General features: G+C 50.1%; 38 protein-coding genes. 4 read left to right on the top strand and 34 right to left on the bottom strand.

The window, feature by feature from the left end; genetic code table 11:
• Window positions 1–19: 19 nt before the first annotated feature.
• From rsmB to mscL, 3 genes are all read left to right on the top strand, one after another.
• Window positions 20–1,309 (top strand): 16S rRNA (cytosine(967)-C(5))-methyltransferase RsmB, encoded by a 1,290-nt coding sequence (gene rsmB, locus OGY37_RS04950; RefSeq protein WP_279275437.1) that lies wholly within the window; start codon window positions 20–22, stop codon window positions 1,307–1,309.
• Between the two features lie 21 nt (window positions 1,310–1,330).
• Complete coding sequence (gene trkA, locus OGY37_RS04945) at window positions 1,331–2,707, top strand: Trk system potassium transporter TrkA (protein WP_003031153.1); 1,377 nt, start codon at window positions 1,331–1,333, stop codon at window positions 2,705–2,707.
• Between the two features lie 141 nt (window positions 2,708–2,848).
• Entirely contained in the window at window positions 2,849–3,262 is a 414-nt protein-coding gene (mscL, locus tag OGY37_RS04940) for a large-conductance mechanosensitive channel protein MscL (protein ID WP_003031152.1), read from the top strand.
• On the opposite strand, the gene arfA is transcribed toward mscL, so the two are convergent.
• From arfA to rpsJ, 31 genes are all read right to left on the bottom strand, one after another.
• Window positions 3,259–3,477, bottom strand: a complete 219-nt coding sequence (gene arfA / locus OGY37_RS04935) for an alternative ribosome-rescue factor ArfA (RefSeq protein WP_003828276.1) — start codon at window positions 3,475–3,477, stop codon at window positions 3,259–3,261. The two genes, mscL and arfA, sit on opposite strands and share 4 nt — an antisense overlap.
• A 57-nt stretch (window positions 3,478–3,534) precedes the next feature.
• Window positions 3,535–3,960: a Zn(2+)-responsive transcriptional regulator gene (gene zntR, locus OGY37_RS04930; protein WP_003031145.1), complete on the bottom strand. Its 426-nt coding sequence runs from the start codon at window positions 3,958–3,960 to the stop codon at window positions 3,535–3,537.
• 10 nt (window positions 3,961–3,970) lie between these two features.
• A complete protein-coding gene (locus OGY37_RS04925; RefSeq protein WP_003828274.1) occupies window positions 3,971–4,339 on the bottom strand; it encodes a DnaJ family domain-containing protein in 369 nt (122 codons plus the stop codon).
• 107 nt (window positions 4,340–4,446) lie between these two features.
• Window positions 4,447–4,830, bottom strand: a complete 384-nt coding sequence (gene rplQ / locus OGY37_RS04920) for a 50S ribosomal protein L17 (protein ID WP_001216370.1) — start codon at window positions 4,828–4,830, stop codon at window positions 4,447–4,449.
• A 40-nt stretch (window positions 4,831–4,870) separates the two neighbouring features.
• A complete protein-coding gene (locus OGY37_RS04915; RefSeq protein WP_003031139.1) occupies window positions 4,871–5,860 on the bottom strand; it encodes a DNA-directed RNA polymerase subunit alpha in 990 nt (329 codons plus the stop codon).
• 25 nt (window positions 5,861–5,885) lie between these two features.
• Window positions 5,886–6,506 (bottom strand): 30S ribosomal protein S4, encoded by a 621-nt coding sequence (gene rpsD, locus OGY37_RS04910; protein WP_003031138.1) that lies wholly within the window; start codon window positions 6,504–6,506, stop codon window positions 5,886–5,888.
• Window positions 6,507–6,539: 33 nt separating this feature from the next.
• Window positions 6,540–6,929, bottom strand: a complete 390-nt coding sequence (rpsK, locus tag OGY37_RS04905) for a 30S ribosomal protein S11 (RefSeq protein ID WP_003031137.1) — start codon at window positions 6,927–6,929, stop codon at window positions 6,540–6,542.
• A 16-nt stretch (window positions 6,930–6,945) separates the two neighbouring features.
• Window positions 6,946–7,302, bottom strand: coding sequence for a 30S ribosomal protein S13 (gene rpsM, locus OGY37_RS04900; protein ID WP_003031135.1), 357 nt, complete (start codon window positions 7,300–7,302; stop codon window positions 6,946–6,948).
• A gap of 146 nt (window positions 7,303–7,448) precedes the next feature.
• Entirely contained in the window at window positions 7,449–7,565 is a 117-nt protein-coding gene (rpmJ, locus tag OGY37_RS04895; RefSeq protein ID WP_000868187.1) for a 50S ribosomal protein L36, read from the bottom strand.
• 30 nt (window positions 7,566–7,595) lie between these two features.
• Entirely contained in the window at window positions 7,596–8,927 is a 1,332-nt protein-coding gene (secY, locus tag OGY37_RS04890; RefSeq protein ID WP_001118864.1) for a preprotein translocase subunit SecY, read from the bottom strand.
• 7 nt (window positions 8,928–8,934) lie between these two features.
• Complete coding sequence (gene rplO / locus OGY37_RS04885; protein ID WP_003031132.1) at window positions 8,935–9,369, bottom strand: 50S ribosomal protein L15; 435 nt, start codon at window positions 9,367–9,369, stop codon at window positions 8,935–8,937.
• Between the two features lie 3 nt (window positions 9,370–9,372).
• Window positions 9,373–9,552: a 50S ribosomal protein L30 gene (gene rpmD / locus OGY37_RS04880; protein ID WP_001140434.1), complete on the bottom strand. Its 180-nt coding sequence runs from the start codon at window positions 9,550–9,552 to the stop codon at window positions 9,373–9,375.
• Window positions 9,553–9,555: 3 nt separating this feature from the next.
• On the bottom strand, window positions 9,556–10,059 hold the full coding sequence (rpsE, locus tag OGY37_RS04875) for a 30S ribosomal protein S5 (RefSeq protein ID WP_003031131.1): 504 nt from the start codon (window positions 10,057–10,059) through the stop codon (window positions 9,556–9,558).
• A gap of 14 nt (window positions 10,060–10,073) precedes the next feature.
• The gene (rplR, locus tag OGY37_RS04870; RefSeq protein WP_000358960.1) at window positions 10,074–10,427 is read right to left on the bottom strand and encodes a 50S ribosomal protein L18; all 354 of its coding nucleotides are present in this window, start codon (window positions 10,425–10,427) and stop codon (window positions 10,074–10,076) included.
• A gap of 9 nt (window positions 10,428–10,436) precedes the next feature.
• Entirely contained in the window at window positions 10,437–10,970 is a 534-nt protein-coding gene (gene rplF, locus OGY37_RS04865; protein ID WP_003031129.1) for a 50S ribosomal protein L6, read from the bottom strand.
• A gap of 12 nt (window positions 10,971–10,982) precedes the next feature.
• On the bottom strand, window positions 10,983–11,375 hold the full coding sequence (gene rpsH, locus OGY37_RS04860) for a 30S ribosomal protein S8 (protein WP_003031127.1): 393 nt from the start codon (window positions 11,373–11,375) through the stop codon (window positions 10,983–10,985).
• A gap of 30 nt (window positions 11,376–11,405) precedes the next feature.
• Window positions 11,406–11,711, bottom strand: coding sequence for a 30S ribosomal protein S14 (gene rpsN, locus OGY37_RS04855; RefSeq protein WP_003031125.1), 306 nt, complete (start codon window positions 11,709–11,711; stop codon window positions 11,406–11,408).
• A 14-nt stretch (window positions 11,712–11,725) separates the two neighbouring features.
• Complete coding sequence (rplE, locus tag OGY37_RS04850) at window positions 11,726–12,265, bottom strand: 50S ribosomal protein L5 (RefSeq protein WP_003031123.1); 540 nt, start codon at window positions 12,263–12,265, stop codon at window positions 11,726–11,728.
• A gap of 14 nt (window positions 12,266–12,279) precedes the next feature.
• Window positions 12,280–12,594: a 50S ribosomal protein L24 gene (rplX, locus tag OGY37_RS04845; protein ID WP_003031122.1), complete on the bottom strand. Its 315-nt coding sequence runs from the start codon at window positions 12,592–12,594 to the stop codon at window positions 12,280–12,282.
• Window positions 12,595–12,604: 10 nt separating this feature from the next.
• Window positions 12,605–12,976, bottom strand: a complete 372-nt coding sequence (gene rplN, locus OGY37_RS04840; protein ID WP_000613954.1) for a 50S ribosomal protein L14 — start codon at window positions 12,974–12,976, stop codon at window positions 12,605–12,607.
• A gap of 163 nt (window positions 12,977–13,139) precedes the next feature.
• Entirely contained in the window at window positions 13,140–13,394 is a 255-nt protein-coding gene (rpsQ, locus tag OGY37_RS04835) for a 30S ribosomal protein S17 (RefSeq protein WP_003031120.1), read from the bottom strand.
• Window positions 13,394–13,585: a 50S ribosomal protein L29 gene (rpmC, locus tag OGY37_RS04830; protein ID WP_000644742.1), complete on the bottom strand. Its 192-nt coding sequence runs from the start codon at window positions 13,583–13,585 to the stop codon at window positions 13,394–13,396. The genes rpsQ and rpmC overlap by 1 nt, the downstream gene beginning before the upstream one ends.
• Complete coding sequence (rplP, locus tag OGY37_RS04825) at window positions 13,585–13,995, bottom strand: 50S ribosomal protein L16 (protein WP_000941208.1); 411 nt, start codon at window positions 13,993–13,995, stop codon at window positions 13,585–13,587. The genes rpmC and rplP overlap by 1 nt, the downstream gene beginning before the upstream one ends.
• A gap of 12 nt (window positions 13,996–14,007) precedes the next feature.
• On the bottom strand, window positions 14,008–14,709 hold the full coding sequence (gene rpsC / locus OGY37_RS04820) for a 30S ribosomal protein S3 (protein WP_000529945.1): 702 nt from the start codon (window positions 14,707–14,709) through the stop codon (window positions 14,008–14,010).
• 17 nt (window positions 14,710–14,726) lie between these two features.
• Window positions 14,727–15,059, bottom strand: a complete 333-nt coding sequence (gene rplV / locus OGY37_RS04815; RefSeq protein WP_000448832.1) for a 50S ribosomal protein L22 — start codon at window positions 15,057–15,059, stop codon at window positions 14,727–14,729.
• A gap of 14 nt (window positions 15,060–15,073) precedes the next feature.
• Complete coding sequence (gene rpsS, locus OGY37_RS04810) at window positions 15,074–15,352, bottom strand: 30S ribosomal protein S19 (RefSeq protein WP_001138115.1); 279 nt, start codon at window positions 15,350–15,352, stop codon at window positions 15,074–15,076.
• Window positions 15,353–15,368: 16 nt separating this feature from the next.
• On the bottom strand, window positions 15,369–16,190 hold the full coding sequence (gene rplB, locus OGY37_RS04805) for a 50S ribosomal protein L2 (RefSeq protein WP_000301869.1): 822 nt from the start codon (window positions 16,188–16,190) through the stop codon (window positions 15,369–15,371).
• A gap of 17 nt (window positions 16,191–16,207) precedes the next feature.
• Window positions 16,208–16,510 (bottom strand): 50S ribosomal protein L23, encoded by a 303-nt coding sequence (gene rplW / locus OGY37_RS04800; RefSeq protein ID WP_000617546.1) that lies wholly within the window; start codon window positions 16,508–16,510, stop codon window positions 16,208–16,210.
• Window positions 16,507–17,112: a 50S ribosomal protein L4 gene (gene rplD / locus OGY37_RS04795; RefSeq protein ID WP_003031119.1), complete on the bottom strand. Its 606-nt coding sequence runs from the start codon at window positions 17,110–17,112 to the stop codon at window positions 16,507–16,509. The genes rplW and rplD overlap by 4 nt, the downstream gene beginning before the upstream one ends.
• Before the next feature lie 10 nt (window positions 17,113–17,122).
• On the bottom strand, window positions 17,123–17,752 hold the full coding sequence (gene rplC / locus OGY37_RS04790) for a 50S ribosomal protein L3 (protein WP_003031117.1): 630 nt from the start codon (window positions 17,750–17,752) through the stop codon (window positions 17,123–17,125).
• A gap of 32 nt (window positions 17,753–17,784) precedes the next feature.
• Window positions 17,785–18,096, bottom strand: coding sequence for a 30S ribosomal protein S10 (rpsJ, locus tag OGY37_RS04785; RefSeq protein ID WP_001181005.1), 312 nt, complete (start codon window positions 18,094–18,096; stop codon window positions 17,785–17,787).
• Between the two features lie 379 nt (window positions 18,097–18,475).
• On the opposite strand from rpsJ, the gene OGY37_RS04780 reads away from it, so the two are divergent.
• Window positions 18,476–18,943, top strand: coding sequence for a prepilin peptidase (locus OGY37_RS04780; protein ID WP_286620263.1), 468 nt, complete (start codon window positions 18,476–18,478; stop codon window positions 18,941–18,943).
• On the opposite strand, the gene bfr is transcribed toward OGY37_RS04780, so the two are convergent.
• The 3 genes from bfr to tuf form a co-directional block, all read right to left on the bottom strand.
• The gene (bfr, locus tag OGY37_RS04775) at window positions 18,940–19,416 is read right to left on the bottom strand and encodes a bacterioferritin (RefSeq protein ID WP_003827773.1); all 477 of its coding nucleotides are present in this window, start codon (window positions 19,414–19,416) and stop codon (window positions 18,940–18,942) included. The genes OGY37_RS04780 and bfr overlap by 4 nt on opposite strands.
• 71 nt (window positions 19,417–19,487) lie before the next feature.
• Complete coding sequence (gene bfd / locus OGY37_RS04770) at window positions 19,488–19,682, bottom strand: bacterioferritin-associated ferredoxin (protein ID WP_003031111.1); 195 nt, start codon at window positions 19,680–19,682, stop codon at window positions 19,488–19,490.
• A gap of 185 nt (window positions 19,683–19,867) precedes the next feature.
• Window positions 19,868–20,917 (bottom strand): elongation factor Tu (gene tuf, locus OGY37_RS04765; protein ID WP_063942044.1); only part of this gene is annotated, 1,050 nt, incomplete at its 5' end.

Here is a 20,917-nt window from a genome sequence, read left to right as displayed (position 1 = left end):
CATTTTTATTTTTGCGCTTATGAAAAAACATCTTAATTTACGCAGTATGGCGGCCCAGGCCGTCGAACAGGTTGTCGAGAAAGGACAATCACTAAGTAACGTGCTGCCCGCCATGCAGCAAAAAGTTGCCGATAAAGACAAAGCGCTGTTACAGGAACTTTGCTTCGGCGTATTACGTACACTCTCTCAACTGGAGTGGATGATCCAGCAACTGATGGAACGTCCAATGACGGGCAAACAGCGCACCGTTCACTACCTGATCATGGTGGGCTTCTACCAACTGTTGCATACTCGAATTCCAGCACACGCTGCGTTAGCTGAGACCGTAGAAGGCGCGGTCATTATTAAGCGTCCACAGCTGAAAGGGCTGATCAACGGCGTACTGCGCCAGTTTCAACGCCGTCAGGATGAACTGCTGGCCGAGTTTGCGCAAAGCGATTTGCGCTTCTTACACCCCTCCTGGCTGGTGAAACGTATTAAGAGTGCGTATCCGCAGAAGTGGGAAGCCATTCTTGAAGCCAATAACCAGCGACCGCCGATGTGGCTACGAGTCAATCGTAATCACCATACTCGCGACGCCTGGCTAGGCCTGCTTACCGAAGCGGGATTAACAGGTTTTCCGCATCCAGACTACCCGGATGCAGTGCGTCTGGAAACACCGGCTCCAGTTCACGCCCTCCCTGGTTTTGACGAAGGTTGGGTCACGGTTCAGGATGCTTCCGCTCAAGGATGCGTAAATTATCTGTTGCCGGAGGACGGTGAGCAGATCCTCGACCTGTGCTGTGCGCCGGGCGGTAAAACTACTCACATTCTGGAAGTTGCTCCGCTAGCTAACGTCATGGCCGTCGATGTGGATGAAAAACGCTTATCGCGCGTTTACGACAATCTGAAACGTCTGGGCATGAAGGCAACCGTAAAACAGGGGGATGGCCGCTATCCACAGCAGTGGTGCGGTGAACAACAGTTTGACCGTATTTTGCTGGACGCTCCATGTTCTGCTACCGGGGTGATCCGTCGCCATCCGGATATCAAATGGCTGCGCCGCGACCGGGATATTGCCGAACTTGCCCAATTACAGGCTGAGATCCTGAATGCTACCTGGTCACATCTTAAATCTGGCGGCACGCTGGTGTATGCAACGTGTTCTATCCTGCCAGAAGAGAACCAGCAGCAAATTGCCGCCTTCCTGGCACGCACACCGGATGCGGTATTAAGCGAAACCGGTACGCCGGAAAAACCCGGACGTCAGAATTTACCGGGTGCGGAAGATGGCGATGGCTTCTTTTACGCTAAGCTAATCAAAAAGTGATGAGATAACGGGTCGCGACTGATGAAAATTATCATTCTGGGCGCAGGGCAAGTTGGCGGTACGCTGGCTGAAAACCTGGTCGGAGAGAACAACGATATCACGGTAGTCGATACCAATGGTGAACGCCTGCGCAGCCTGCAGGACAAGTTTGATCTCCGTGTCGTGCAAGGGCATGGTTCGCATCCCCGCGTATTGCGTGAAGCCGGTGCCGACGATGCCGATATGCTGGTTGCCGTAACCAGCTCAGATGAAACAAATATGGTTGCCTGCCAGGTAGCTTATTCACTGTTTAATACGCCTAATCGCATCGCCCGTATTCGTTCACCAGATTACGTTCGCGATGCCGACAAGCTGTTCCAATCCGATGCGGTGCCAATCGATCACCTGATTGCGCCTGAGCAACTGGTTATTGATAGCATTTATCGCCTGATTGAATATCCGGGCGCATTACAGGTGGTGAATTTTGCCGAAGGTAAAGTCAGTCTGGCAGTAGTAAAAGCCTATTACGGCGGGCCGCTTATCGGTAATGCGCTGTCAACAATGCGTGAGCATATGCCGCACATCGATACCCGCGTTGCGGCGATTTTCCGTCATGACCGACCGATCCGTCCGCAAGGTTCTACGATCGTTGAAGCGGGTGATGAAGTCTTCTTTATTGCGGCATCACAGCATATACGCGCCGTAATGAGTGAACTGCAGCGTCTGGAAAAGCCGTACAAACGCATTATGTTAGTGGGTGGCGGTAATATCGGTGCGGGTCTGGCACGTCGTCTGGAAAAAGATTACAGCGTCAAACTGATCGAACGTAATCAACAACGCGCATCCGAACTTGCAGAGAAACTACAAAATACGATCGTCTTTTTTGGTGATGCTTCGGATCAAGAGTTACTGGCCGAAGAACATATCGATCAGGTCGATCTGTTCATCGCAGTGACCAATGATGACGAAGCAAATATCATGTCGGCGATGCTTGCCAAACGGATGGGCGCCAAGAAAGTAATGGTGTTGATCCAGCGCAGAGCATACGTCGATCTGGTGCAAGGCAGCGTGATCGATATTGCGATTTCACCGCAGCAGGCGACCATCTCCGCGCTGCTGAGCCACGTGCGTAAAGCTGATATTGTTGGCGTTTCTTCACTTCGCCGTGGCGTCGCGGAAGCCATTGAAGCCGTCGCACACGGGGATGAAACGACGTCGAGAGTTGTAGGGCGTTCAATTGATGAAATTAAACTTCCGCCCGGAACCATTATTGGCGCCGTTGTACGTGGTAACGATGTCATGATTGCCAACGATAACCTGCGCATTGAGCAGGGCGATCACGTAATTATGTTCCTGACAGATAAAAAGTTTATTACCGACGTTGAGCGACTATTCCAGCCAAGTCCTTTTTTCCTGTAATAATTTGGGCGCTAATACAGCGCCCTTTTTATTTCCCTTTATTTTTCATGGTCTAATAAATTTTCCTTTCGGCAATACATAAATGGAAATTGCCTAAACATTTGTTAAACTTATAAACGTCAGCTGCATAGGGAGAATAAAATGAGCATTATTAAAGAGTTTCGCGAATTCGCGATGCGCGGGAATGTTGTCGATTTGGCAGTGGGTGTCATTATTGGCGCGGCATTCGGTAAGATTGTTTCATCACTGGTTGCCGATATCATTATGCCGCCGCTGGGGCTGTTAATTGGTGGAATTGATTTTAAACAGTTTGCTTTAACGCTACGTGATGCACAGGGAGACATCCCTGCCGTGGTCATGCATTACGGTGTATTTATTCAAAATGTATTCGATTTCATTATTGTTGCGTTTGCTATCTTTATGGCAATCAAACTGATCAACAAACTGAACCGTAAAAAAGCGGAAGAGCCGGCAGCACCGCCAGCTCCATCGAAAGAAGAAGTATTGCTAAGTGAAATTCGTGACCTGCTGAAAGAACAGAATAATCGCTCTTAAGCACTCACTGAAACAAGAAGGCCAGTGGTAAAAAAGTTAATTACTTTCTTGCCACTGGCCTCCCAGTTACCCCGATTGCCATGTTTTCCTTTACGTAGATAACTTCCTTTCCCTTTCTTATTTTTCTCAACGCGCTGTCTGAACAGTGGGTCATGCAGAAGCGCCTCAATGGCGTTGTCCTTTATCTGCCCTTTGGTGTGCTGATAACGACTCATAATATCTCCAATTTGTAGGAATTTACGCCGCGAGTGTAGACCTGGCAGTTCAAGAAATCAACAGCCTGATGTTGTTCCACTGGCGCCTTGCTCAAGAGCTTCAAGAATAGAGCAGTACACGCTGCTGTGTGCCTTGCCGCAGCATGCATCATTCAATCGCTGCAGAGACCGCTGCATCGTCTGAAGTTCAGCAATACGGGCTTCGACTTCTTGCAGTCTTTCCTGGACGATCCCTTTTGATTCCTGACAGGTATGGTGTTCGGGATCAACACGGATCGAAAGCAATTCGCGGATCGACTCCAGAGTGAAACCAAGCTGCCGGGCATAACGAATAAACTTCAAGCGCTGAAGATCGCTTTCTGTATAGAGGCGAAATCCGCCTTCAGTACGCACTTCATGCTCCATCATCTGCTGCTTTTCATAGTAGCGGATAGTATCCGGCGTCACGTCAGCCAGTTTCGCTATTTCACCAATTCGGTACATGCTCTCTCCGCTATTCGTCGTTGATCTTTTTTAGCAACTTATCTGCGTAGTCACCGCGCAAAAACTCGGTGCTGAGTCCAGCCTGCCGAAGTTTAAGTTCCAGTAGCGACAGTCTTCGGCTCACCTCCGGATAACTGGGATCATCTTTGCGGATCCCCGCGAGTATTTCAAGCAGCTGTATTGCCTCTCTGCGTTGTTCGAGCTCAGGAGGAAGGCAACCTGCATTTTTTAATAAACGGTATCCTGCTCGGAGTTCAGGCGGGACATGGGAGTCATCGTCAAGAGTCAGCGGTTCGCCCATTCCCGGTAAATCATCAAACTCGCCTTTAGACTGTGCATCAATAATATGGCGCTCTGCCCACTGGTCAAGTAACCACATACAACACTCCAGGGGATGAACAAAAAGAGTACAGATATTGTAGATAAGTGGGGATATGACGGATATAAAAAAACCCGCCGAGGCGGGTTTTTTTACGTTACTACAGATTACTCTGCAGCAGCTTCTGTTTTCTCTGAACGATCAACCAGCTCGATGTATGCCATCGGCGCGTTGTCGCCTGCACGGAAACCACACTTCAGAATGCGAGTGTAACCACCGGCGCGGCTCGCAAAACGCGGGCCCAGTTCGTTAAACAGTTTTGCCACGATCTCGTTATCACGAGTACGGGCGAATGCCAGACGACGATTAGCTACGCTATCAGTCTTGGCAAGAGTAATCAGCGGCTCAACTACGCGACGCAGCTCTTTCGCTTTCGGCAGAGTCGTCTTGATGATTTCATGACGAACCAGTGAACCTGCCATATTGCGGAACATAGCCTGGCGATGGCTGCTGTTGCGGTTCAGTTGACGACCACTCTTACGATGGCGCATGACCTTATCCTTCTCAGTAAAACCTTAACCTGTGATCCGGTTACTCGTCAGCGATGCTTGCCGGTGGCCAGTTTTCCAGGCGCATGCCCAGAGACAGTCCACGGGAAGCCAGCACGTCTTTAATCTCGGTAAGAGATTTTTTACCAAGGTTAGGCGTCTTAAGAAGCTCAACCTCAGTACGCTGTACCAGATCACCGATATAGTGGATAGCTTCTGCTTTGAGGCAGTTAGCAGAGCGGACAGTCAATTCCAGATCGTCAACAGGGCGCAGCAGGATCGGATCGAATTCTGGTTTCTCTTCTTTAACTTCCGGCTGACGTACATCACGTAAATCAACGAAAGCTTCCAGTTGTTCAGCCAGAATGGTTGCCGCACGACGAATCGCCTCTTCAGGATCGATTGTGCCGTTGGTTTCCATTTCGATGACCAGCTTGTCCAGGTCGGTACGCTGTTCTACACGCGCTGCTTCAACATTGTAGGCAATACGCTCTACAGGGCTGTAGCATGCGTCGACCAGCAGACGGCCGATTGGGCGCTCATCTTCTTCCGAATGAATTCGGGTAGAAGCCGGCACATAACCACGACCGCGCTGAACTTTGATACGCATGCTAATAGATGCATTCTCATCGGTCAGGTGGCAGATCACGTGCTGTGGCTTGACGATTTCGACATCACCATCATGGGTAATGTCGGCTGCAGTCACAGGGCCAATGCCAGATTTATTCAAGGTAAGAATAACGTCATCTTTACCCTGAACTCTCACCGCCAGCCCTTTCAGGTTGAGCAGGATTTCCAGGATATCTTCCTGAACGCCTTCTTTGGTGCTGTACTCATGTAGTACACCATCAATCTCAACCTCGGTCACCGCGCAACCCGGCATCGATGAGAGCAGAATACGGCGCAGTGCGTTACCCAAAGTATGGCCAAAGCCACGCTCTAAAGGCTCAAGGGTCACCTTGGCGTGCGTCGAACTCACTTGCTCGATATCTACCAGGCGCGGTTTTAGAAACTCTGTCACAGAACCCTGCATTGTGTCCTCTCTTTGGTACTAAGCTTTACTTGGAGTAAAGCTCGACGATCAGGTGTTCGTTAATGTCCGCAGACAGATCAGAACGCTCCGGCTTACGCTTGAACGTACCTTCCATCTTGCCAGCATCAACTTCCAGCCAGGTTGGCTTTTCACGCTGCTCAGCCAGCTCCAGAGCGGCTTTCACGCGAGACTGCTTCTTCGCTTTCTCACGAATGCTAACAACGTCATTCGGACTAACCTGATAAGAAGCGATGTTAACAACACGACCGTTTACCATAATTGCTTTATGGCTGACCAGCTGACGTGCTTCTGCACGAGTGGCACCGAAGCCCATACGGTATACAACGTTGTCCAGACGACCTTCCAGCAGACCCAACAGGTTTTCACCGGTGTTGCCTTTCAGACGTGCTGCTTCTTTGTAGTAGTTACGGAACTGACGCTCCAGCACACCGTAGATACGGCGAACTTTTTGCTTTTCACGCAACTGCACACCATAGTCAGACAGACGCGGTTTACGCGCACCGTGCTGGCCAGGAGCTTGTTCAATTTTACACTTGGTATCGATCGCGCGAACGCCAGACTTAAGGAATAAGTCAGTGCCCTCACGACGGCTCAGCTTGAGCTTAGGACCCAAATATCTTGCCATTTTCTTTCTCCAACAATCCTAGAAACGACAGCGTTATACGCGACGTTTTTTCGGCGGACGACAACCGTTATGAGGGATCGGAGTCACATCAGTAATATTAGTGATGCGGAAACCAGCGGCGTTCAGAGCACGAACAGTAGATTCGCGACCTGGACCCGGTCCTTTGACCATAACTTCCAGATTCTTGATACCGTATTCTTTTACGGCTTCAGCGCAACGCTCTGCTGCAACCTGAGCTGCAAACGGAGTGGATTTGCGAGAACCACGGAAACCGGAACCACCGGCTGTTGCCCAACCCAGTGCGTTACCCTGACGATCAGTAATGGTAACGATGGTGTTGTTAAAAGAAGCATGGATATGAGCCACGCCGTCAGAGACTTGTTTTCTTACACGTTTACGTGCACGAATTGGTGCCTTTGCCATTATTCAATCACCCCGATTATTTCTTGATCGGTTTGCGCGGACCCTTACGGGTACGTGCGTTGGTCTTGGTACGCTGACCGCGAACCGGGAGACCACGACGATGACGCAAACCGCGATAGCAACCAAGATCCATAAGGCGCTTGATGCTCATGCTAACTTCACGGCGCAGATCACCTTCAACGACAAATTTGGCAACTTCGTCACGCAGCGTGTCGATTTGTTCTTCAGACAGCTCACTGATCTTAACATCTTCAGCGATACCCGCGGCAGCCAGAATGGCTTTAGAACGGGTCTTGCCGACGCCGTAGATCGAAGTTAATGCGATCACAGCATGTTTCTGATCAGGAATGTTAATGCCTGCTATACGGGCCACTATGCACTCCTACTATTTAATATGTACGCACCATGCTGAAAAGCCCGTTTTCAGGATACTCAAATGGAAACGCACAGACATACAAAAGATTGGCTGGCTAATCTAGCCAGCTCAACCCAACTTTGCAAGAAAAATATGCGAATAAATCAGCCTTGGCGCTGTTTATGCTTCGGCTCGGCACTGCAAATCACACGGATGACACCATCACGCTTAACGATTTTGCAGTTACGGCATAATTTCTTGACGGAAGCACGAACTTTCATTTTTACTCTCCGTAACTTCTCGGGCGACTGTTAACGGCCGTAGCCTTTCAGATTCGCCTTCTTCAATGCAGACTCGTACTGACTTGACATCATCAGAGTTTGCACTTGAGCCATAAAGTCCATAATCACGACAACAACGATAAGCAGTGAGGTCCCACCGAAGTAGAACGGTACTTTCATTGCATCACGCATGAACTCCGGGATCAGGCAGATAAAGGTAATGTAGAGCGCACCAACCAAAGTCAGGCGGGTCATTACTTTATCGATATACTTCGCCGTTTGCTCTCCCGGACGAATTCCTGGTACAAATGCACCGGACTTCTTCAGGTTATCTGCTGTTTCACGCGGGTTGAAAACCAACGCCGTGTAGAAGAAACAGAAGAATATGATTGCAGACGCATAGAGTAACACATAAAGCGGTTGCCCAGGCTGCAAATACAGCGAAATTGTTGTCAGCCAGTTCCAACCAGTCCCGCCCCCGAACCATGACGCGATGGTCGCCGGGAACAGAATAATACTGGAAGCGAAGATTGCCGGGATTACCCCCGCCATATTCACTTTCAGCGGTAAATGTGTGCTCTGTGCAGCATAGACACGACGACCTTGCTGACGTTTCGCGTAGTTTACCACAATACGGCGTTGACCACGCTCAACAAATACAACAAAGAACGTCACTGCGAATACTAATACTGCAACCAACAGCAACACGAGGAAGTGCAGGTCGCCTTGACGCGCTTGCTCGATAGTATGGGCAATGGCTGGCGGGAGTCCCGCGACAATACCGGCGAAGATAATGATTGAGATACCGTTGCCGATACCACGTTCAGTAATCTGTTCGCCCAACCACATCAGGAACATCGTCCCTGTAACCAGACTTACAACAGCGGTGAAATAGAATGCAAAGCCTGGGTTCATCACCAGGCCCTGCATACCAGGCATATTCGGCAGACCGGTAGCAATACCGATCGACTGGAATATTGCCAGCACCAGAGTACCGTAGCGGGTGTACTGGCTGATCTTACGACGACCAGACTCCCCTTCTTTCTTAATTTCTGCCAGCGTTGGATGAACCACCGTCAGCAGCTGGATAATGATCGACGCCGAAATATACGGCATGATCCCCAGAGCAAAGATAGAAGCACGGCTGAGAGCACCACCAGAGAACATGTTAAACATTTCAATGATGGTGCCTCGCTGTTGCTCAAGCAGTTTGGCAAGTACAGCGGCATCAATACCAGGGATCGGAATGAAAGAGCCAATACGGAACACAATCAGCGCGCCGATTACAAACAGCAGTCTGCGTTTCAGCTCGCCTAAGCCACCTTTGGCACTTTGAAAATCTAATCCCGGTTGTTTAGCCATCTGCTACTTATTCCTCGATTTTACCGCCAGCAGCTTCGATAGCAGCACGAGCGCCTTTAGTAACACGCAGGCCACGAACAGTTACCGGAGTAGTGACTTCACCAGCCAAGATCACTTTCGCGAACTCGATCTGGATACCGATAATGTTAGCTGCTTTCAGCGTGTTCAGGTCTACAACACCGCCTTCAACTTTAGCCAGGTCAGACAGACGAACTTCGGCTGTAATCGCTGCTTTACGTGAAGTGAAGCCGAATTTCGGCAGACGACGGTACAGAGGCATCTGACCACCCTCGAAACCACGACGTACGCCACCGCCAGAACGAGACTTCTGACCTTTGTGACCACGACCACCGGTTTTACCGAGGCCAGAACCGATACCACGACCCAGGCGGCGAGCCGCTTTTTTAGAGCCTTCGGCCGGAGACAGAGTATTTAAACGCATCTCTTACTCCTCAACTTTAACCATGAAGGAAACCGCGTTGACCATACCACGAACAGCAGGAGTATCCTCGCGCTCTACGGTGTGACCAATACGACGCAGACCCAGGCCAAGCAGCGTTGCCTTGTGTTTCGGCAGACGACCGATTGCACTGCGGGTTTGAGTAATTTTAATAGTCTTTGCCATGGTTTATTTCCCCAGAATTTCTTCAACGGATTTACCACGCTTGGCAGCGACCATTTCCGGAGATTTCATATTTTCCAGGCCATCGATAGTTGCACGAACCACGTTAATCGGGTTAGTAGAACCATACGCTTTAGCCAGAACGTTACGAACTCCAGCGACTTCCAGAACGGCGCGCATTGCACCACCGGCGATGATACCGGTACCTTCGGAAGCCGGCTGCATGAATACACGAGAACCCGTGTGAGTACCCTTAACCGGGTGCTGCAGGGTGCCGTGGTTCAGCGCGACGTTAATCATATTGCGACGGGCTTTTTCCATCGCTTTCTGGATCGCTGCTGGAACTTCACGCGCTTTACCGTAACCAAAACCAACGCGACCGTTACCATCACCAACTACAGTCAGAGCTGTGAAGGAGAAAATACGACCACCTTTAACGGTTTTAGATACGCGGTTAACCGCGATCAGCTTTTCCTGCAGTTCGCCAGCTTGTTTTTCGATGTGAGCCATCTTACACCTCTACCTTAGAACTGAAGGCCAGCTTCACGGGCAGCATCTGCCAGTGCCTGGACACGACCATGATATTGGAACCCGGAACGGTCAAAAGAAACATCTTTGATGCCTTTTTCCAGAGCGCGTTCAGCAACAGCTTTACCTACAGCTGCAGCAGCGTCTTTGTTACCGGTGTACTTCAATTGTTCAGCGATAGCTTTTTCTACAGTAGAAGCAGCTACCAGAACTTCAGAACCGTTCGGTGCAATTACCTGTGCGTAAATATGACGCGGGGTACGATGTACCACCAGGCGAGTTGCACCCAGCTCCTGGAGCTTGCGGCGTGCGCGGGTCGCACGACGGATACGAGCAGATTTCTTATCCATAGTGTTACCTTACTTCTTCTTAGCCTCTTTGGTACGCACGACTTCGTCGGCGTAACGAACACCCTTGCCTTTATAAGGCTCAGGACGACGGTAGGCGCGCAGATCTGCTGCAACCTGACCGATCAGCTGTTTATCAGCGCCTTTCAGCACGATTTCAGTCTGAGACGGACATTCTGCAGTGATTCCCGCAGGCAGCTGATGGTCAACTGGGTGAGAGAAACCTAAAGCCAGGTTTACTACATTCCCTTTAACCGCTGCACGATAACCTACACCAACCAGCTGAAGCTTCTTAGTGAAGCCTTCGGTAACACCGACAACCATTGCATTCAGCAGGGCACGCGCGGTACCAGCCTGAGCCCATCCATCTGCGTAACCATCACGCGGACCGAAGGTCAGTGCATTATCTGCATGATTTACTGCAACAGCATCGTTGAGAGTACGAGTCAGCTCGCCGTTTTTACCTTTGATCGTAATAACCTGACCGTTGATTTTTACATCAACGCCGGCAGGAATAACGACCGGTGCTTTAGCAACACGAGACATTTTTTCCTCCGATTAGGCTACGTAGCAGATAATTTCGCCACCAAGACCAGCCTGGCGCGCTGCACGATCAGTCATAACACCTTTAGAGGTAGAAACAACTGCGATACCCATGCCAGCCATAACTTTCGGCAGCTCGTCTTTACGCTTATAAATGCGCAGACCTGGGCGACTGACACGCTGAATGCTTTCTACAACAGCTTTACCCTGGAAATACTTGAGAGTAAGTTCCAGTTCCGGCTTGGTGTCGCCTTCAACTTTAAAATCTTCAATAAAACCTTCTTCCTTCAGCACGTTGGCAATTGCCACTTTCAGCTTGGAGGAAGGCATGGTGACCGCAGCTTTATTCGCGGCCTGACCGTTACGGATACGGGTCAGCATATCCGCGATCGGATCTTGCATGCTCATCTGTCTTTACTCCCGTGATTCAATTGGTAATTACCAGCTAGCCTTTTTCAAGCCTGGTACTTCACCGCGCATGGCGGCTTCACGCAGTTTGATACGGCTCAACCCGAACTTGCCCACATAGCCATGCGGACGACCTGTTTGACGGCAGCGGTTACGCTGACGGGACGGGCTGGAATCACGCGGCAGAGACTGCAGCTTGAGAACTGCGTTCCAACGATCTTCGTCGGTCGCGTTCACATCAGAGATAATAGCTTTCAGTTCAGCGCGTTTTGCGAAGTACTTATCAGCTAAAGCTACGCGCTTTACTTCGCGTGCTTTCATTGATTGCTTAGCCATTCAGTAACCCTACCTTACTTGCGGAACGGGAAGTCAAAGGCAGCCAGCAGAGCACGGCCTTCTTCATCAGATTTCGCAGTAGTGGTAATGGTAATATCCAAACCACGCACGCGGTCGACTTTATCGTAGTCGATTTCTGGGAAGATGATCTGCTCACGGACACCCATGCTGTAGTTACCACGACCGTCGAAAGACTTAGCGGACAAGCCACGGAAGTCACGGATACGTGGAACAGCAATAGTGATCAGGCGCTCAAAGAACTCCCACATGCGTTCGCCACGCAGAGTTACTTTACAGCCGATCGGATAGCCCTGACGGATTTTGAAGCCTGCAACTGATTTGCGTGCTTTGGTGATCAGCGGTTTTTGACCGGAGATTGCTGTCAGGTCAGCTGCTGCGTTATCCAGCAGTTTCTTGTCAGCGATCGCTTCACCAACACCCATGTTCAGGGTGATCTTCTCGACCCGAGGGACTTGCATGACAGAATTGTAGTTAAACTCAGTCATGAGTTTAGCGACTACTTCGTCTTTGTAGTAATCATGCAGTTTCGCCATCGTACTACTCCAAATTACTTGATAGTTTCGCTGTTAGATTTGAAGAAACGGACTTTTTTGCCGTCTTCGAATCTAAAGCCTACACGGTCAGCCTTGCCGGTTGCCGCGTTGAAGATAGCAAGGTTAGAGATCTGAATAGCTGCTTCTTTCTCTACGATGCCGCCTGGTTGGTTCAGGGCCGGAACCGGCTTCTGATGTTTCTTAACCAGGTTGATACCTTCAACAATGACCTTGCCGGAAGACAGGACATTCTTAACTTTACCGCGTTTACCTTTATCTTTACCGGTTAACACGATAACTTCGTCATCACGACGGATCTTCGCTGCCATGATTCGCTCCTTAGAGTACTTCTGGTGCCAGAGAGATAATTTTCATGAACTTCTCGTTACGAAGTTCACGAGTTACCGGCCCAAAAATACGCGTACCGATAGGTTGCTCGCTGTTATTGTTTAAAATAACGCATGCATTACCATCGAAGCGAATGACAGAACCGTCCGGGCGACGAACACCCTTCTTGGTGCGCACCACTACCGCCTTCAGCACATCACCTTTTTTGACCTTACCACGCGGAATTGCTTCCTTGATGGTGATCTTGATGATATCGCCGACGCCTGCGTAGCGACGGTGCGAGCCACCCAGAACCTTGATACACATTACGCGACGTGCACCGGAGTTGTCGGCGACGTTCAGCATAGTCTGTTCTTGGATCATTTTAGTGCTCCGCTAATGTCAACTACTACTGAGACCCGAAAATCAGGTCGTTAAAAAAGCCCCATATCGGGGGCGCGGCATTATAACACCGCTTCAACGATATGGGTAGAAAAAATAAACGGCTCATCGCTGAGCCGTTTATTCGTTGAGAATGCCTACTGTATTACAGAACGGCTTTCTCTACAACGCGAACCAGCGTCCAGGACTTAGTCTTGGACAGCGGACGGCATTCGCGGATTTCAACCACGTCACCAGTACCGCATTCGTTGTTCTCGTCATGTACGTGCAGTTTGGTCGTACGCTTAATGAATTTACCGTAGATCGGGTGTTTCACAAAACGTTCGATAGCAACAACGATGGATTTCTCCATTTTATCGCTAACAACGCGACCTTGCAGAGTACGGATTTTATCGGTCATTACGCACCCGCCTTCTCAGTCAGTAAAGTCTTAACGCGTGCGACGTCACGACGCACTTGCTTCAACAGGTGAGACTGTTGCAGCTGGCCACTTGCAGCCTGCATACGCAGGTTGAACTGCTCACGCAGCAGATTCAGCAGCTCGGTGTTCAGCTCTTCAACACTCTTCTCACGCAGCTCTTTTGCTTTCATTACATCACCGTCTTAGTTACAAAGGTGGTTTTAATCGGCAGTTTCGCTGCTGCCAGCTTGAATGCTTCACGGGCCAGCTCTTCCGGTACGCCGTCCATTTCATACAGGACTTTACCCGGCTGAATCAAGGCAACCCAATACTCCACGTTACCTTTACCTTTACCCATACGCACTGCCAGCGGCTTTTCAGTGATCGGTTTGTCCGGGAATACACGGATCCAGATCTTACCTTGACGCTTAACTGCACGGGTCATAGCACGACGTGCTGCTTCGATCTGACGGGCAGTCAGACGACCACGGCCAACAGCTTTCAGACCGAAGCTGCCGAAGCTAACATCCGCGCCAGCAGCCAGACCGCGGTTACGGCCTTTGTGCATTTTACGGAATTTTGTACGCTTTGGTTGTAACATCAGCGACGCTCCTTATTTACGGCCTTTACGCTGCTGCTTTTTAGGTTGCGCAGCCGGTTTTTCCGGTTGTTCAACAGCAGCCATACCACCCAGGATCTCGCCTTTGAAGATCCACACTTTAACGCCGATTACACCGTAAGTGGTGTGCGCTTCAGAGGTGTTGTAGTCGATGTCAGCACGCAGAGTGTGCAGAGGTACGCGACCTTCGCGGTACCATTCGGTACGTGCGATTTCCGCGCCGCCCAGACGGCCGCTAACTTCAACTTTGATACCTTTAGCGCCCAGACGCATTGCGTTCTGTACAGCACGCTTCATAGCACGACGGAACATAACACGACGTTCCAGCTGAGAAGTGATGCTGTCAGCAACCAATTTTGCGTCCAGTTCAGGCTTACGCACTTCGGCGATATTGATCTGAGCAGGAACGCCAGCAATATCCGCTACGACTTTGCGCAGTTTTTCTACGTCTTCGCCTTTCTTACCGATAACGATACCCGGGCGAGCGGTGTGAATGGTCACACGGATGCTCTTAGCCGGACGCTCGATAACGATACGAGATACAGACGCTTTAGCCAGTTCCTTAGTCAGGTACTGACGTACTTTAAAATCGCTGTCCAGGTTGTCAGCGAATTCTTTGGTGTTCGCAAACCAGGTTGAGTTCCATGGTTTTACAATACCCAGGCGAATACCATTAGGATGTACTTTCTGACCCATTGCTAGTCTCCAGAGTCTCAGCGATCGGACACAACCACAGTAATGTGGCTGGTGCGCTTCAGGATGCGATCTGCACGACCTTTTGCACGCGGCATAATGCGCTTCATGCTCGGGCCTTCGTCTACGAAAATTTTCGTAACTTTCAGATCGTCAATGTCAGCGCCATCGTTGTGTTCAGCGTTAGCAATGGCAGATTCCAGGACTTTCTTAACCAGTACAGCCGCTTTCTTATTGGTGTAGGTCAGAATATCCAGAGCCTGCGACACTTTCTTACCGCGAATCAGGTCTGCAACAAGGCGAACCTTCTGAGCAGAAGAACGAGCATGGCGATGTTGAGCTAAAGTTTCCATCTCTTCCTCCTACCTTATTTCTTCTTCGCTTTTTTATCAGCAGCGTGGCCGCGATAAGTACGAGTCGGTGCGAATTCACCCAGTTTGTGACCGACCATTTCGTCGGAAACAAATACCGGAACGTGCTGACGACCATTATGGACAGCGATGGTCAAACCGATCATGTTAGGAAAGATCGTTGAACGACGGGACCAAGTGCGCAGGGGCTTCTTGTCTCCGCTTTCCACCGCTTTCTCTACCTTCTTCAGCAAGTGCAGGTCAATAAAAGGACCTTTCTTGAGAGAACGTGGCATGGCTTATCCTCTAAAATTATTTGCTACGGCGACGTACGATGAATTTATCAGTACGCTTGTTGCTGCGGGTCTTCTTACCTTTGGTCTGAACGCCCCACGGAGTTACCGGGTGCTTACCAAAGTTACGACCTTCACCACCACCATGTGGGTGGTCGACTGGGTTCATCGCAGTACCGCGAACGGTAGGACGAACACCACGCCAGCGTGCAGCACCTGCTTTACCCAGAACGCGCAGCATATGCTCAGCATTGCCAACTTCGCCCAGAGTTGCACGGCAGTCTGCTTCGACTTTACGCATTTCACCAGAACGCAGACGCAGGGTGACATAAGCACCATCACGAGCAACGATCTGAACGTAAGTACCAGCGGAACGTGCCAGCTGACCGCCTTTACCTGGTTTCATTTCTACGTTATGAACGGTAGAACCAACCGGGATATTGCGCATCGGCAGGGTGTTACCTGCTTTGATTGCAGCATCAACGCCAGACTGAATCTGGTCGCCAGCTTTCAGGCCTTTAGGGGCCAGGATGTAACGGCGTTCACCGTCTTTGTACAGAACCAGCGCGATGTTCGCGGAGCGGTTCGGATCGTACTCAAGACGTTCAACAACTGCCGGGATACCGTCTTTGTTGCGTTTGAAGTCAACAATACGATAAGCCTGCTTGTGACCACCACCGATGTGACGAGTGGTGATGCGGCCATTGTTGTTACGACCACCGGATTTGCTGTTTTTTTCAACCAGCGGAGCAAAAGGTTTGCCCTTGTGCAGCTCTGGGTTGACCACTTTAACAACGTGGCGACGACCCGGAGATGTCGGTTTACATTTAACAACTGCCATTGTATTACTCCTCCGACTTACTCAGCGCCGCCGACGAAGTCCAGATTCTGGCCTTCCTTCAGGGTGACGTAAGCTTTTTTCCAGTCGCTACGACGACCGATACGCTGTCCGTGACGTTTAACTTTCCCTTTAACTACCAGGGTGTTAACGACTTCGACTTCGACTTCAAACAGTTTCTGCACAGCAGCTTTGATTTCTGCTTTGGTCGCGTCTTTAGCAACTTTGAGAACGATGGTGTTAGTTTTTTCCATCGCAGTAGACGCTTTTTCAGAAACGTGCGGTGCGCGCAGCACTTTCAGCAGACGTTCTTCACGAATCATGCCAGCATCTCCTCAACTTGCTTAACAGCATCAGCAGTCATTACGACTTTGTCGAAGGCGATCAGGCTAACCGGGTCGATACCAGTTGCATCGCGTACGTCAACCTTGTGCAGGTTGCGCGCAGCCAGGAACAGGTTTTCGTCCAGCTCACCGGTGATGATCAGCACATCTTCCAGAGCCATGTCTTTCAGTTTCTGTGCCAGCAGCTTAGTTTTAGGCGCTTCTACAGAGAATGATTCGACAACGATCAGACGATCCTGACGTACCAGTTCGGACAGAATGCTTTTCAGCGCGCCGCGGTACATCTTTTTGTTAACTTTTTGACTGTGGTCCTGTGGACGAGCAGCGAAGGTCACGCCACCTGAACGCCAGATCGGGCTCTTGATAGAACCTGAACGCGCACGGCCGGTACCTTTCTGGCGCCACGGCTTTTTGCCTGAACCAGTTACTTCAGCACGAGTCTTCTGAGCACGAGTACCCTGACGAGCACCAGCTGCATAAGCAACAACAACCTGGTGAACCAGCGCTTCGTTGAAATCACGACCGAAGGTAGTTTCGGAAACAGTCAGCGCGCTCTGCGCGTCTTTCAATACTAATTCCATTGCTATCCCCTTACGCCTTCACAGCTGGTTTAACGATCAGGTCGCAACCGGTCGCACCCGGAACACCACCTTTAACCAGCAGCAGGTTGCGCTCAGCGTCAACACGTACTACGTCCAGGCTCTGAACGGTTACACGTTCGTTGCCCAGCTGACCTGCCATTTTCTTGCCTTTGAACACTTTGCCCGGAGTCTGGTTCTGACCGATAGAACCCGGAACGCGGTGAGACAAGGAGTTACCGTGAGTAGCGTCCTGGGTACGGAAGTTCCAGCGCTTAACGGTACCAGCGAAACCTTTACCTTTAGAGGTACCGGTTACGTCAACTTTTTTAACGTCAGCAAACAGTTCAACGCTAATGTTCTGACCAACGGTGTATTCTTCACCATCTGCCAGACGGAACTCCCACAGGCCGCGGCCAGCTTCTACGCCAGCTTTAGCAAAGTGGCCAGCTTCCGGCTTAGTTACGCGGTTAGCTTTTTTAGCACCGGTGGTAACCTGAACAGCGCGATAGCCATCGTTAGCCAGATCTTTAACCTGAGTAACGCGGTTTGCTTCAACTTCGATAACGGTTACTGGGATAGATACGCCATCTTCAGTGAAGATGCGGGTCATACCCACTTTTTTACCGACTAAACCAATCATTGTATCAACCTCTCAATCGCTCGATGACCTGATTAACCCAGGCTGATCTGCACGTCTACACCGGCAGCCAGGTCCAGACGCATCAGAGCATCAACGGTTTTTTCAGTTGGCTCAACGATGTCAACCAGACGCTTGTGAGTACGGATCTCGTACTGATCACGCGCGTCTTTGTTGACGTGCGGGGAGATCAGAACGGTGAAACGCTCTTTGCGGGTCGGCAGCGGGATCGGACCACGAACCTGCGCACCAGTGCGCTTGGCAGTCTCGACGATTTCCGCGGTTGATTGATCGATCAGACGATGATCAAACGCTTTCAAACGGATACGGATTCTTTGGTTCTGCATGAGACCAGAGCTCCAATTATTTTATAGACGAAATAGTTACTCCTCAAACCCATTACGATTGATGGGAGAGTGTAACCGTTCTTACAGAGTTCCCCGATTGGGAACATTGTCTGGTATTGCTTTCGCAGTACCGGTGGCTCATATCGAACCGCTGTCAATATTAGACAAGCCCGCGCATTATACGTAAATCTCAGTCTTAAGCAAGTGCCGCGTAGAAATTAATCACTCGTTCACAAATGCGGCGCTCCTTCCACTCTGATTGTATGTCCTGCGGTGCAACGCGTTTTCCGTGGAAGAGAGCATCCATAACCCACATCCCGGGCTTGTAGGGCCGCCGGGTTTACCTGAAGGTAAACTCTTTACCAGATAAGGCTTGCCCATGTACATCGACCTCCCCTTTCTGTTGATTTATGTTTCGCTATCAGGGTTGCTCTTAGTCCACGACCTACGTACCGGGTTGCTGCCCGACAAATTTACCTGCCCTCTTTTGTGGGGCGGTCTTATTTATCATCAATGCTGCAAACCTGCACAGTTATCCGACGCGCTCTGGGGTGCTGTAGCGGGTTATGGGGTATTTACTTTGTTCTACTGGGGGTATCGTTTGATATGCCGACAGGAAGGGTTAGGCTTTGGTGATGTCAAATTTCTTGCCGCGCTAGGCGCATGGCATCGCTGGGAATCATTACCACTTTTGGTTTTACTTGCCGCGGGTATGGCATGTTGCCTCACCGGGATTTCCTGCGTCCGTTACGGGAAACAGGTACTAAAAAACCCGCTGCCATTTGGGCCATATCTGGCGGCTGCGGGTTTTGTTATTGGCCTGGTAAGTATGATACTGGGCGGTTAGTCACTGACTTTAATTTGCGATTGCAGATAATTTTGTAAGCCAAGTTTTGCAATCAGGTCCAGCTCGGTTTCGAGCCAGTCAATATGCCCTTCTTCTTCAGTCAGGATCTCAATCATCATATCCCGGCTGACATAATCATGAACGCTATCGGCATAGGCAATGGCTTCACGCAAGTCTTTAGCACCATCGAGTTCGAGTCGAAGATCGGATTGCAGCATCTCTTCAACGTCTTCGCCAATACCCAACTTGCCAAGATCCTGCAAGTTCGGGATCCCTTCTAAGAATAAAATACGCTCGATATATTTATCAGCGTGTTTCATCTCATCGATAGATTCATGGTACTCAACATCATTGAGGCGAGTCAGTCCCCAGTTTTTAAACATACGAGCATGGAGAAAATACTGGTTGATCGCGACAAGCTCATTTCCCAATAGTTTATTGAGATAATTTATGATTTTAACATCACCTTTCATTTTATAGTCCCTCCGCTTCCACTCTTAGAGCGTAGATGGGGCTACAGGGATGTCAAAAAAAAGAGTGTGACTTAGGCGATCTCTTTAAATTCTGGCATTTGTGTTAATTCATCCTGCATGACCTCGCGGGCAGCACGAATGCATTTACCACATTGATTTCCAACAGGAATAAATTTACGTAATTGCTGAAAGGACTGAGGATGAAACTGGCGAACAGCCTGACGTATTTTTTTATCACTTATCGCATTACACAAACAAACGTACATGATCGCTCCCGTTCAATTTCTGCGCAAAGTGTAAATGAGAATAGTTATGATTGCAATAGCACAACGCGATTTACGCAGCGGGAGAATGAATAAAAAATGCGAATAAATATGACAACGACTAAATTGCAGGTAGCAAAAAGGGCGCCGAAGCGCCCTTTTTAAGCTCAAAGCTAATTAATCAATAATTAGCTCATTACTTTAGCAACAACGCCCGCACCAACAGTACGGCCGCCTTCACGGATTGCGAAACGCAGACCGTCGTCCATCGCGATCGGGTGGATCAGGGTAACAACCATTTTGATGTTGTCGCCCGGCATTACCATCTCTACGCCTTCCGGCAGTTCGATGGTACCAGTCACGTCAGTAGTACGGAAGTAGAACTGCGGACGGTAGCCTTTGAAGAACGGAGTATGACGGCCGCCTTCGTCTTTGGACAGAATGTACACTTCAGATTCAAACTTGGTGTGCGGCTTGATAGAGCCCGGCTTAGCCAGTACCTGACCACGTTCGATTTCTTCACGCTTGATACCACGCAGCAGAACACCAACGTTCTCACCAGCACGGCCTTCGTCCAGCAGTTTGCGGAACATTTCAACGCCAGTACAGGTAGACTTAGCAGTCTCTTTGATACCAACGATTTCAACTTCTTCACCAACTTTGATGATACCGCGCTCTACACGACCGGTAACAACGGTACCACGACCGGAGATGGAGAATACGTCTTCGATAGGCAGCAGGAACGGCTTGTCAATCGCACGCTCTGGTTCTGGGATGTAAGAATCCAGGAAGCCAGCCAGTTCGATGATTTTCGCTTCCCACTCTGCTTCGCCTTCCAGCGCTTTCAGAGCAGAACCACGAACGATCGGAGTGTCGTCGCCCGGGAAATCGTACTGAGACAGAAGTTCACGAACTTCCATTTCTACCAGTTCCAGCAGCTCTTCGTCATCAACCATGTCGCATTTATTCAGGAACACGATGATGTACGGAACACCTACCTGACGACCCAGCAGGATGTGCTCACGAGTCTGCGGCATCGGGCCGTCAGTCGCAGCAACAACCAGGATCGCGCCGTCCATCTGCGCAGCACCGGTGATCATGTTTTTAACATAGTCGGCGTGGCCCGGGCAGTCTACGTGTGCGTAGTGGCGAGTCGGGGTGTCATATTCAACGTGAGAAGTGTTGATGGTGATACCACGAGCTTTTTCTTCCGGCGCGTTATCGATCTGGTCGAATGC

Source organism: Citrobacter sp. Cpo030, from assembly GCF_030333005.1.
Taxonomy (GTDB): domain Bacteria; phylum Pseudomonadota; class Gammaproteobacteria; order Enterobacterales; family Enterobacteriaceae; genus Citrobacter; species Citrobacter portucalensis.
Note: the sequence above shows the minus strand (reverse complement) of the source record. Positions and strands in the feature narration are given on the sequence as shown.

Bases quoted from the DNA above. Each gene is read 5' to 3' on its own strand.
- rsmB (WP_279275437.1), top strand. From the start codon at position 20: ATGAAAAAACATCTTAATTTACGCAGTATGGCGGCCCAGGCCGTCGAA.
- trkA (WP_003031153.1), top strand. From the start codon at position 1,331: ATGAAAATTATCATTCTGGGCGCAGGGCAAGTTGGCGGTACGCTGGCT.
- mscL (WP_003031152.1), top strand. From the start codon at position 2,849: ATGAGCATTATTAAAGAGTTTCGCGAATTCGCGATGCGCGGGAATGTT.
- arfA (WP_003828276.1), bottom strand. From the start codon at position 3,477: ATGAGTCGTTATCAGCACACCAAAGGGCAGATAAAGGACAACGCCATT.
- zntR (WP_003031145.1), bottom strand. From the start codon at position 3,960: ATGTACCGAATTGGTGAAATAGCGAAACTGGCTGACGTGACGCCGGAT.
- OGY37_RS04925 (WP_003828274.1), bottom strand. From the start codon at position 4,339: ATGTGGTTACTTGACCAGTGGGCAGAGCGCCATATTATTGATGCACAG.
- rplQ (WP_001216370.1), bottom strand. From the start codon at position 4,830: ATGCGCCATCGTAAGAGTGGTCGTCAACTGAACCGCAACAGCAGCCAT.
- OGY37_RS04915 (WP_003031139.1), bottom strand. From the start codon at position 5,860: ATGCAGGGTTCTGTGACAGAGTTTCTAAAACCGCGCCTGGTAGATATC.
- rpsD (WP_003031138.1), bottom strand. From the start codon at position 6,506: ATGGCAAGATATTTGGGTCCTAAGCTCAAGCTGAGCCGTCGTGAGGGC.
- rpsK (WP_003031137.1), bottom strand. From the start codon at position 6,929: ATGGCAAAGGCACCAATTCGTGCACGTAAACGTGTAAGAAAACAAGTC.
- rpmJ (WP_000868187.1), bottom strand. From the start codon at position 7,565: ATGAAAGTTCGTGCTTCCGTCAAGAAATTATGCCGTAACTGCAAAATC.
- secY (WP_001118864.1), bottom strand. From the start codon at position 8,927: ATGGCTAAACAACCGGGATTAGATTTTCAAAGTGCCAAAGGTGGCTTA.
- rplO (WP_003031132.1), bottom strand. From the start codon at position 9,369: ATGCGTTTAAATACTCTGTCTCCGGCCGAAGGCTCTAAAAAAGCGGCT.
- rpmD (WP_001140434.1), bottom strand. From the start codon at position 9,552: ATGGCAAAGACTATTAAAATTACTCAAACCCGCAGTGCAATCGGTCGT.
- rpsE (WP_003031131.1), bottom strand. From the start codon at position 10,059: ATGGCTCACATCGAAAAACAAGCTGGCGAACTGCAGGAAAAGCTGATC.
- rplR (WP_000358960.1), bottom strand. From the start codon at position 10,427: ATGGATAAGAAATCTGCTCGTATCCGTCGTGCGACCCGCGCACGCCGC.
- rplF (WP_003031129.1), bottom strand. From the start codon at position 10,970: ATGTCTCGTGTTGCTAAAGCACCGGTCGTTATTCCTGCCGGCGTTGAT.
- rpsH (WP_003031127.1), bottom strand. From the start codon at position 11,375: ATGAGCATGCAAGATCCGATCGCGGATATGCTGACCCGTATCCGTAAC.
- rpsN (WP_003031125.1), bottom strand. From the start codon at position 11,711: ATGGCTAAGCAATCAATGAAAGCACGCGAAGTAAAGCGCGTAGCTTTA.
- rplE (WP_003031123.1), bottom strand. From the start codon at position 12,265: ATGGCGAAACTGCATGATTACTACAAAGACGAAGTAGTCGCTAAACTC.
- rplX (WP_003031122.1), bottom strand. From the start codon at position 12,594: ATGGCAGCGAAGATCCGTCGTGATGACGAAGTTATCGTGTTAACCGGT.
- rplN (WP_000613954.1), bottom strand. From the start codon at position 12,976: ATGATCCAAGAACAGACTATGCTGAACGTCGCCGACAACTCCGGTGCA.
- rpsQ (WP_003031120.1), bottom strand. From the start codon at position 13,394: ATGACCGATAAAATCCGTACTCTGCAAGGTCGCGTTGTTAGCGATAAA.
- rpmC (WP_000644742.1), bottom strand. From the start codon at position 13,585: ATGAAAGCAAAAGAGCTGCGTGAGAAGAGTGTTGAAGAGCTGAACACC.
- rplP (WP_000941208.1), bottom strand. From the start codon at position 13,995: ATGTTACAACCAAAGCGTACAAAATTCCGTAAAATGCACAAAGGCCGT.
- rpsC (WP_000529945.1), bottom strand. From the start codon at position 14,709: ATGGGTCAGAAAGTACATCCTAATGGTATTCGCCTGGGTATTGTAAAA.
- rplV (WP_000448832.1), bottom strand. From the start codon at position 15,059: ATGGAAACTTTAGCTCAACATCGCCATGCTCGTTCTTCTGCTCAGAAG.
- rpsS (WP_001138115.1), bottom strand. From the start codon at position 15,352: ATGCCACGTTCTCTCAAGAAAGGTCCTTTTATTGACCTGCACTTGCTG.
- rplB (WP_000301869.1), bottom strand. From the start codon at position 16,190: ATGGCAGTTGTTAAATGTAAACCGACATCTCCGGGTCGTCGCCACGTT.
- rplW (WP_000617546.1), bottom strand. From the start codon at position 16,510: ATGATTCGTGAAGAACGTCTGCTGAAAGTGCTGCGCGCACCGCACGTT.
- rplD (WP_003031119.1), bottom strand. From the start codon at position 17,112: ATGGAATTAGTATTGAAAGACGCGCAGAGCGCGCTGACTGTTTCCGAA.
- rplC (WP_003031117.1), bottom strand. From the start codon at position 17,752: ATGATTGGTTTAGTCGGTAAAAAAGTGGGTATGACCCGCATCTTCACT.
- rpsJ (WP_001181005.1), bottom strand. From the start codon at position 18,096: ATGCAGAACCAAAGAATCCGTATCCGTTTGAAAGCGTTTGATCATCGT.
- OGY37_RS04780 (WP_286620263.1), top strand. From the start codon at position 18,476: ATGTACATCGACCTCCCCTTTCTGTTGATTTATGTTTCGCTATCAGGG.
- bfr (WP_003827773.1), bottom strand. From the start codon at position 19,416: ATGAAAGGTGATGTTAAAATCATAAATTATCTCAATAAACTATTGGGA.
- bfd (WP_003031111.1), bottom strand. From the start codon at position 19,682: ATGTACGTTTGTTTGTGTAATGCGATAAGTGATAAAAAAATACGTCAG.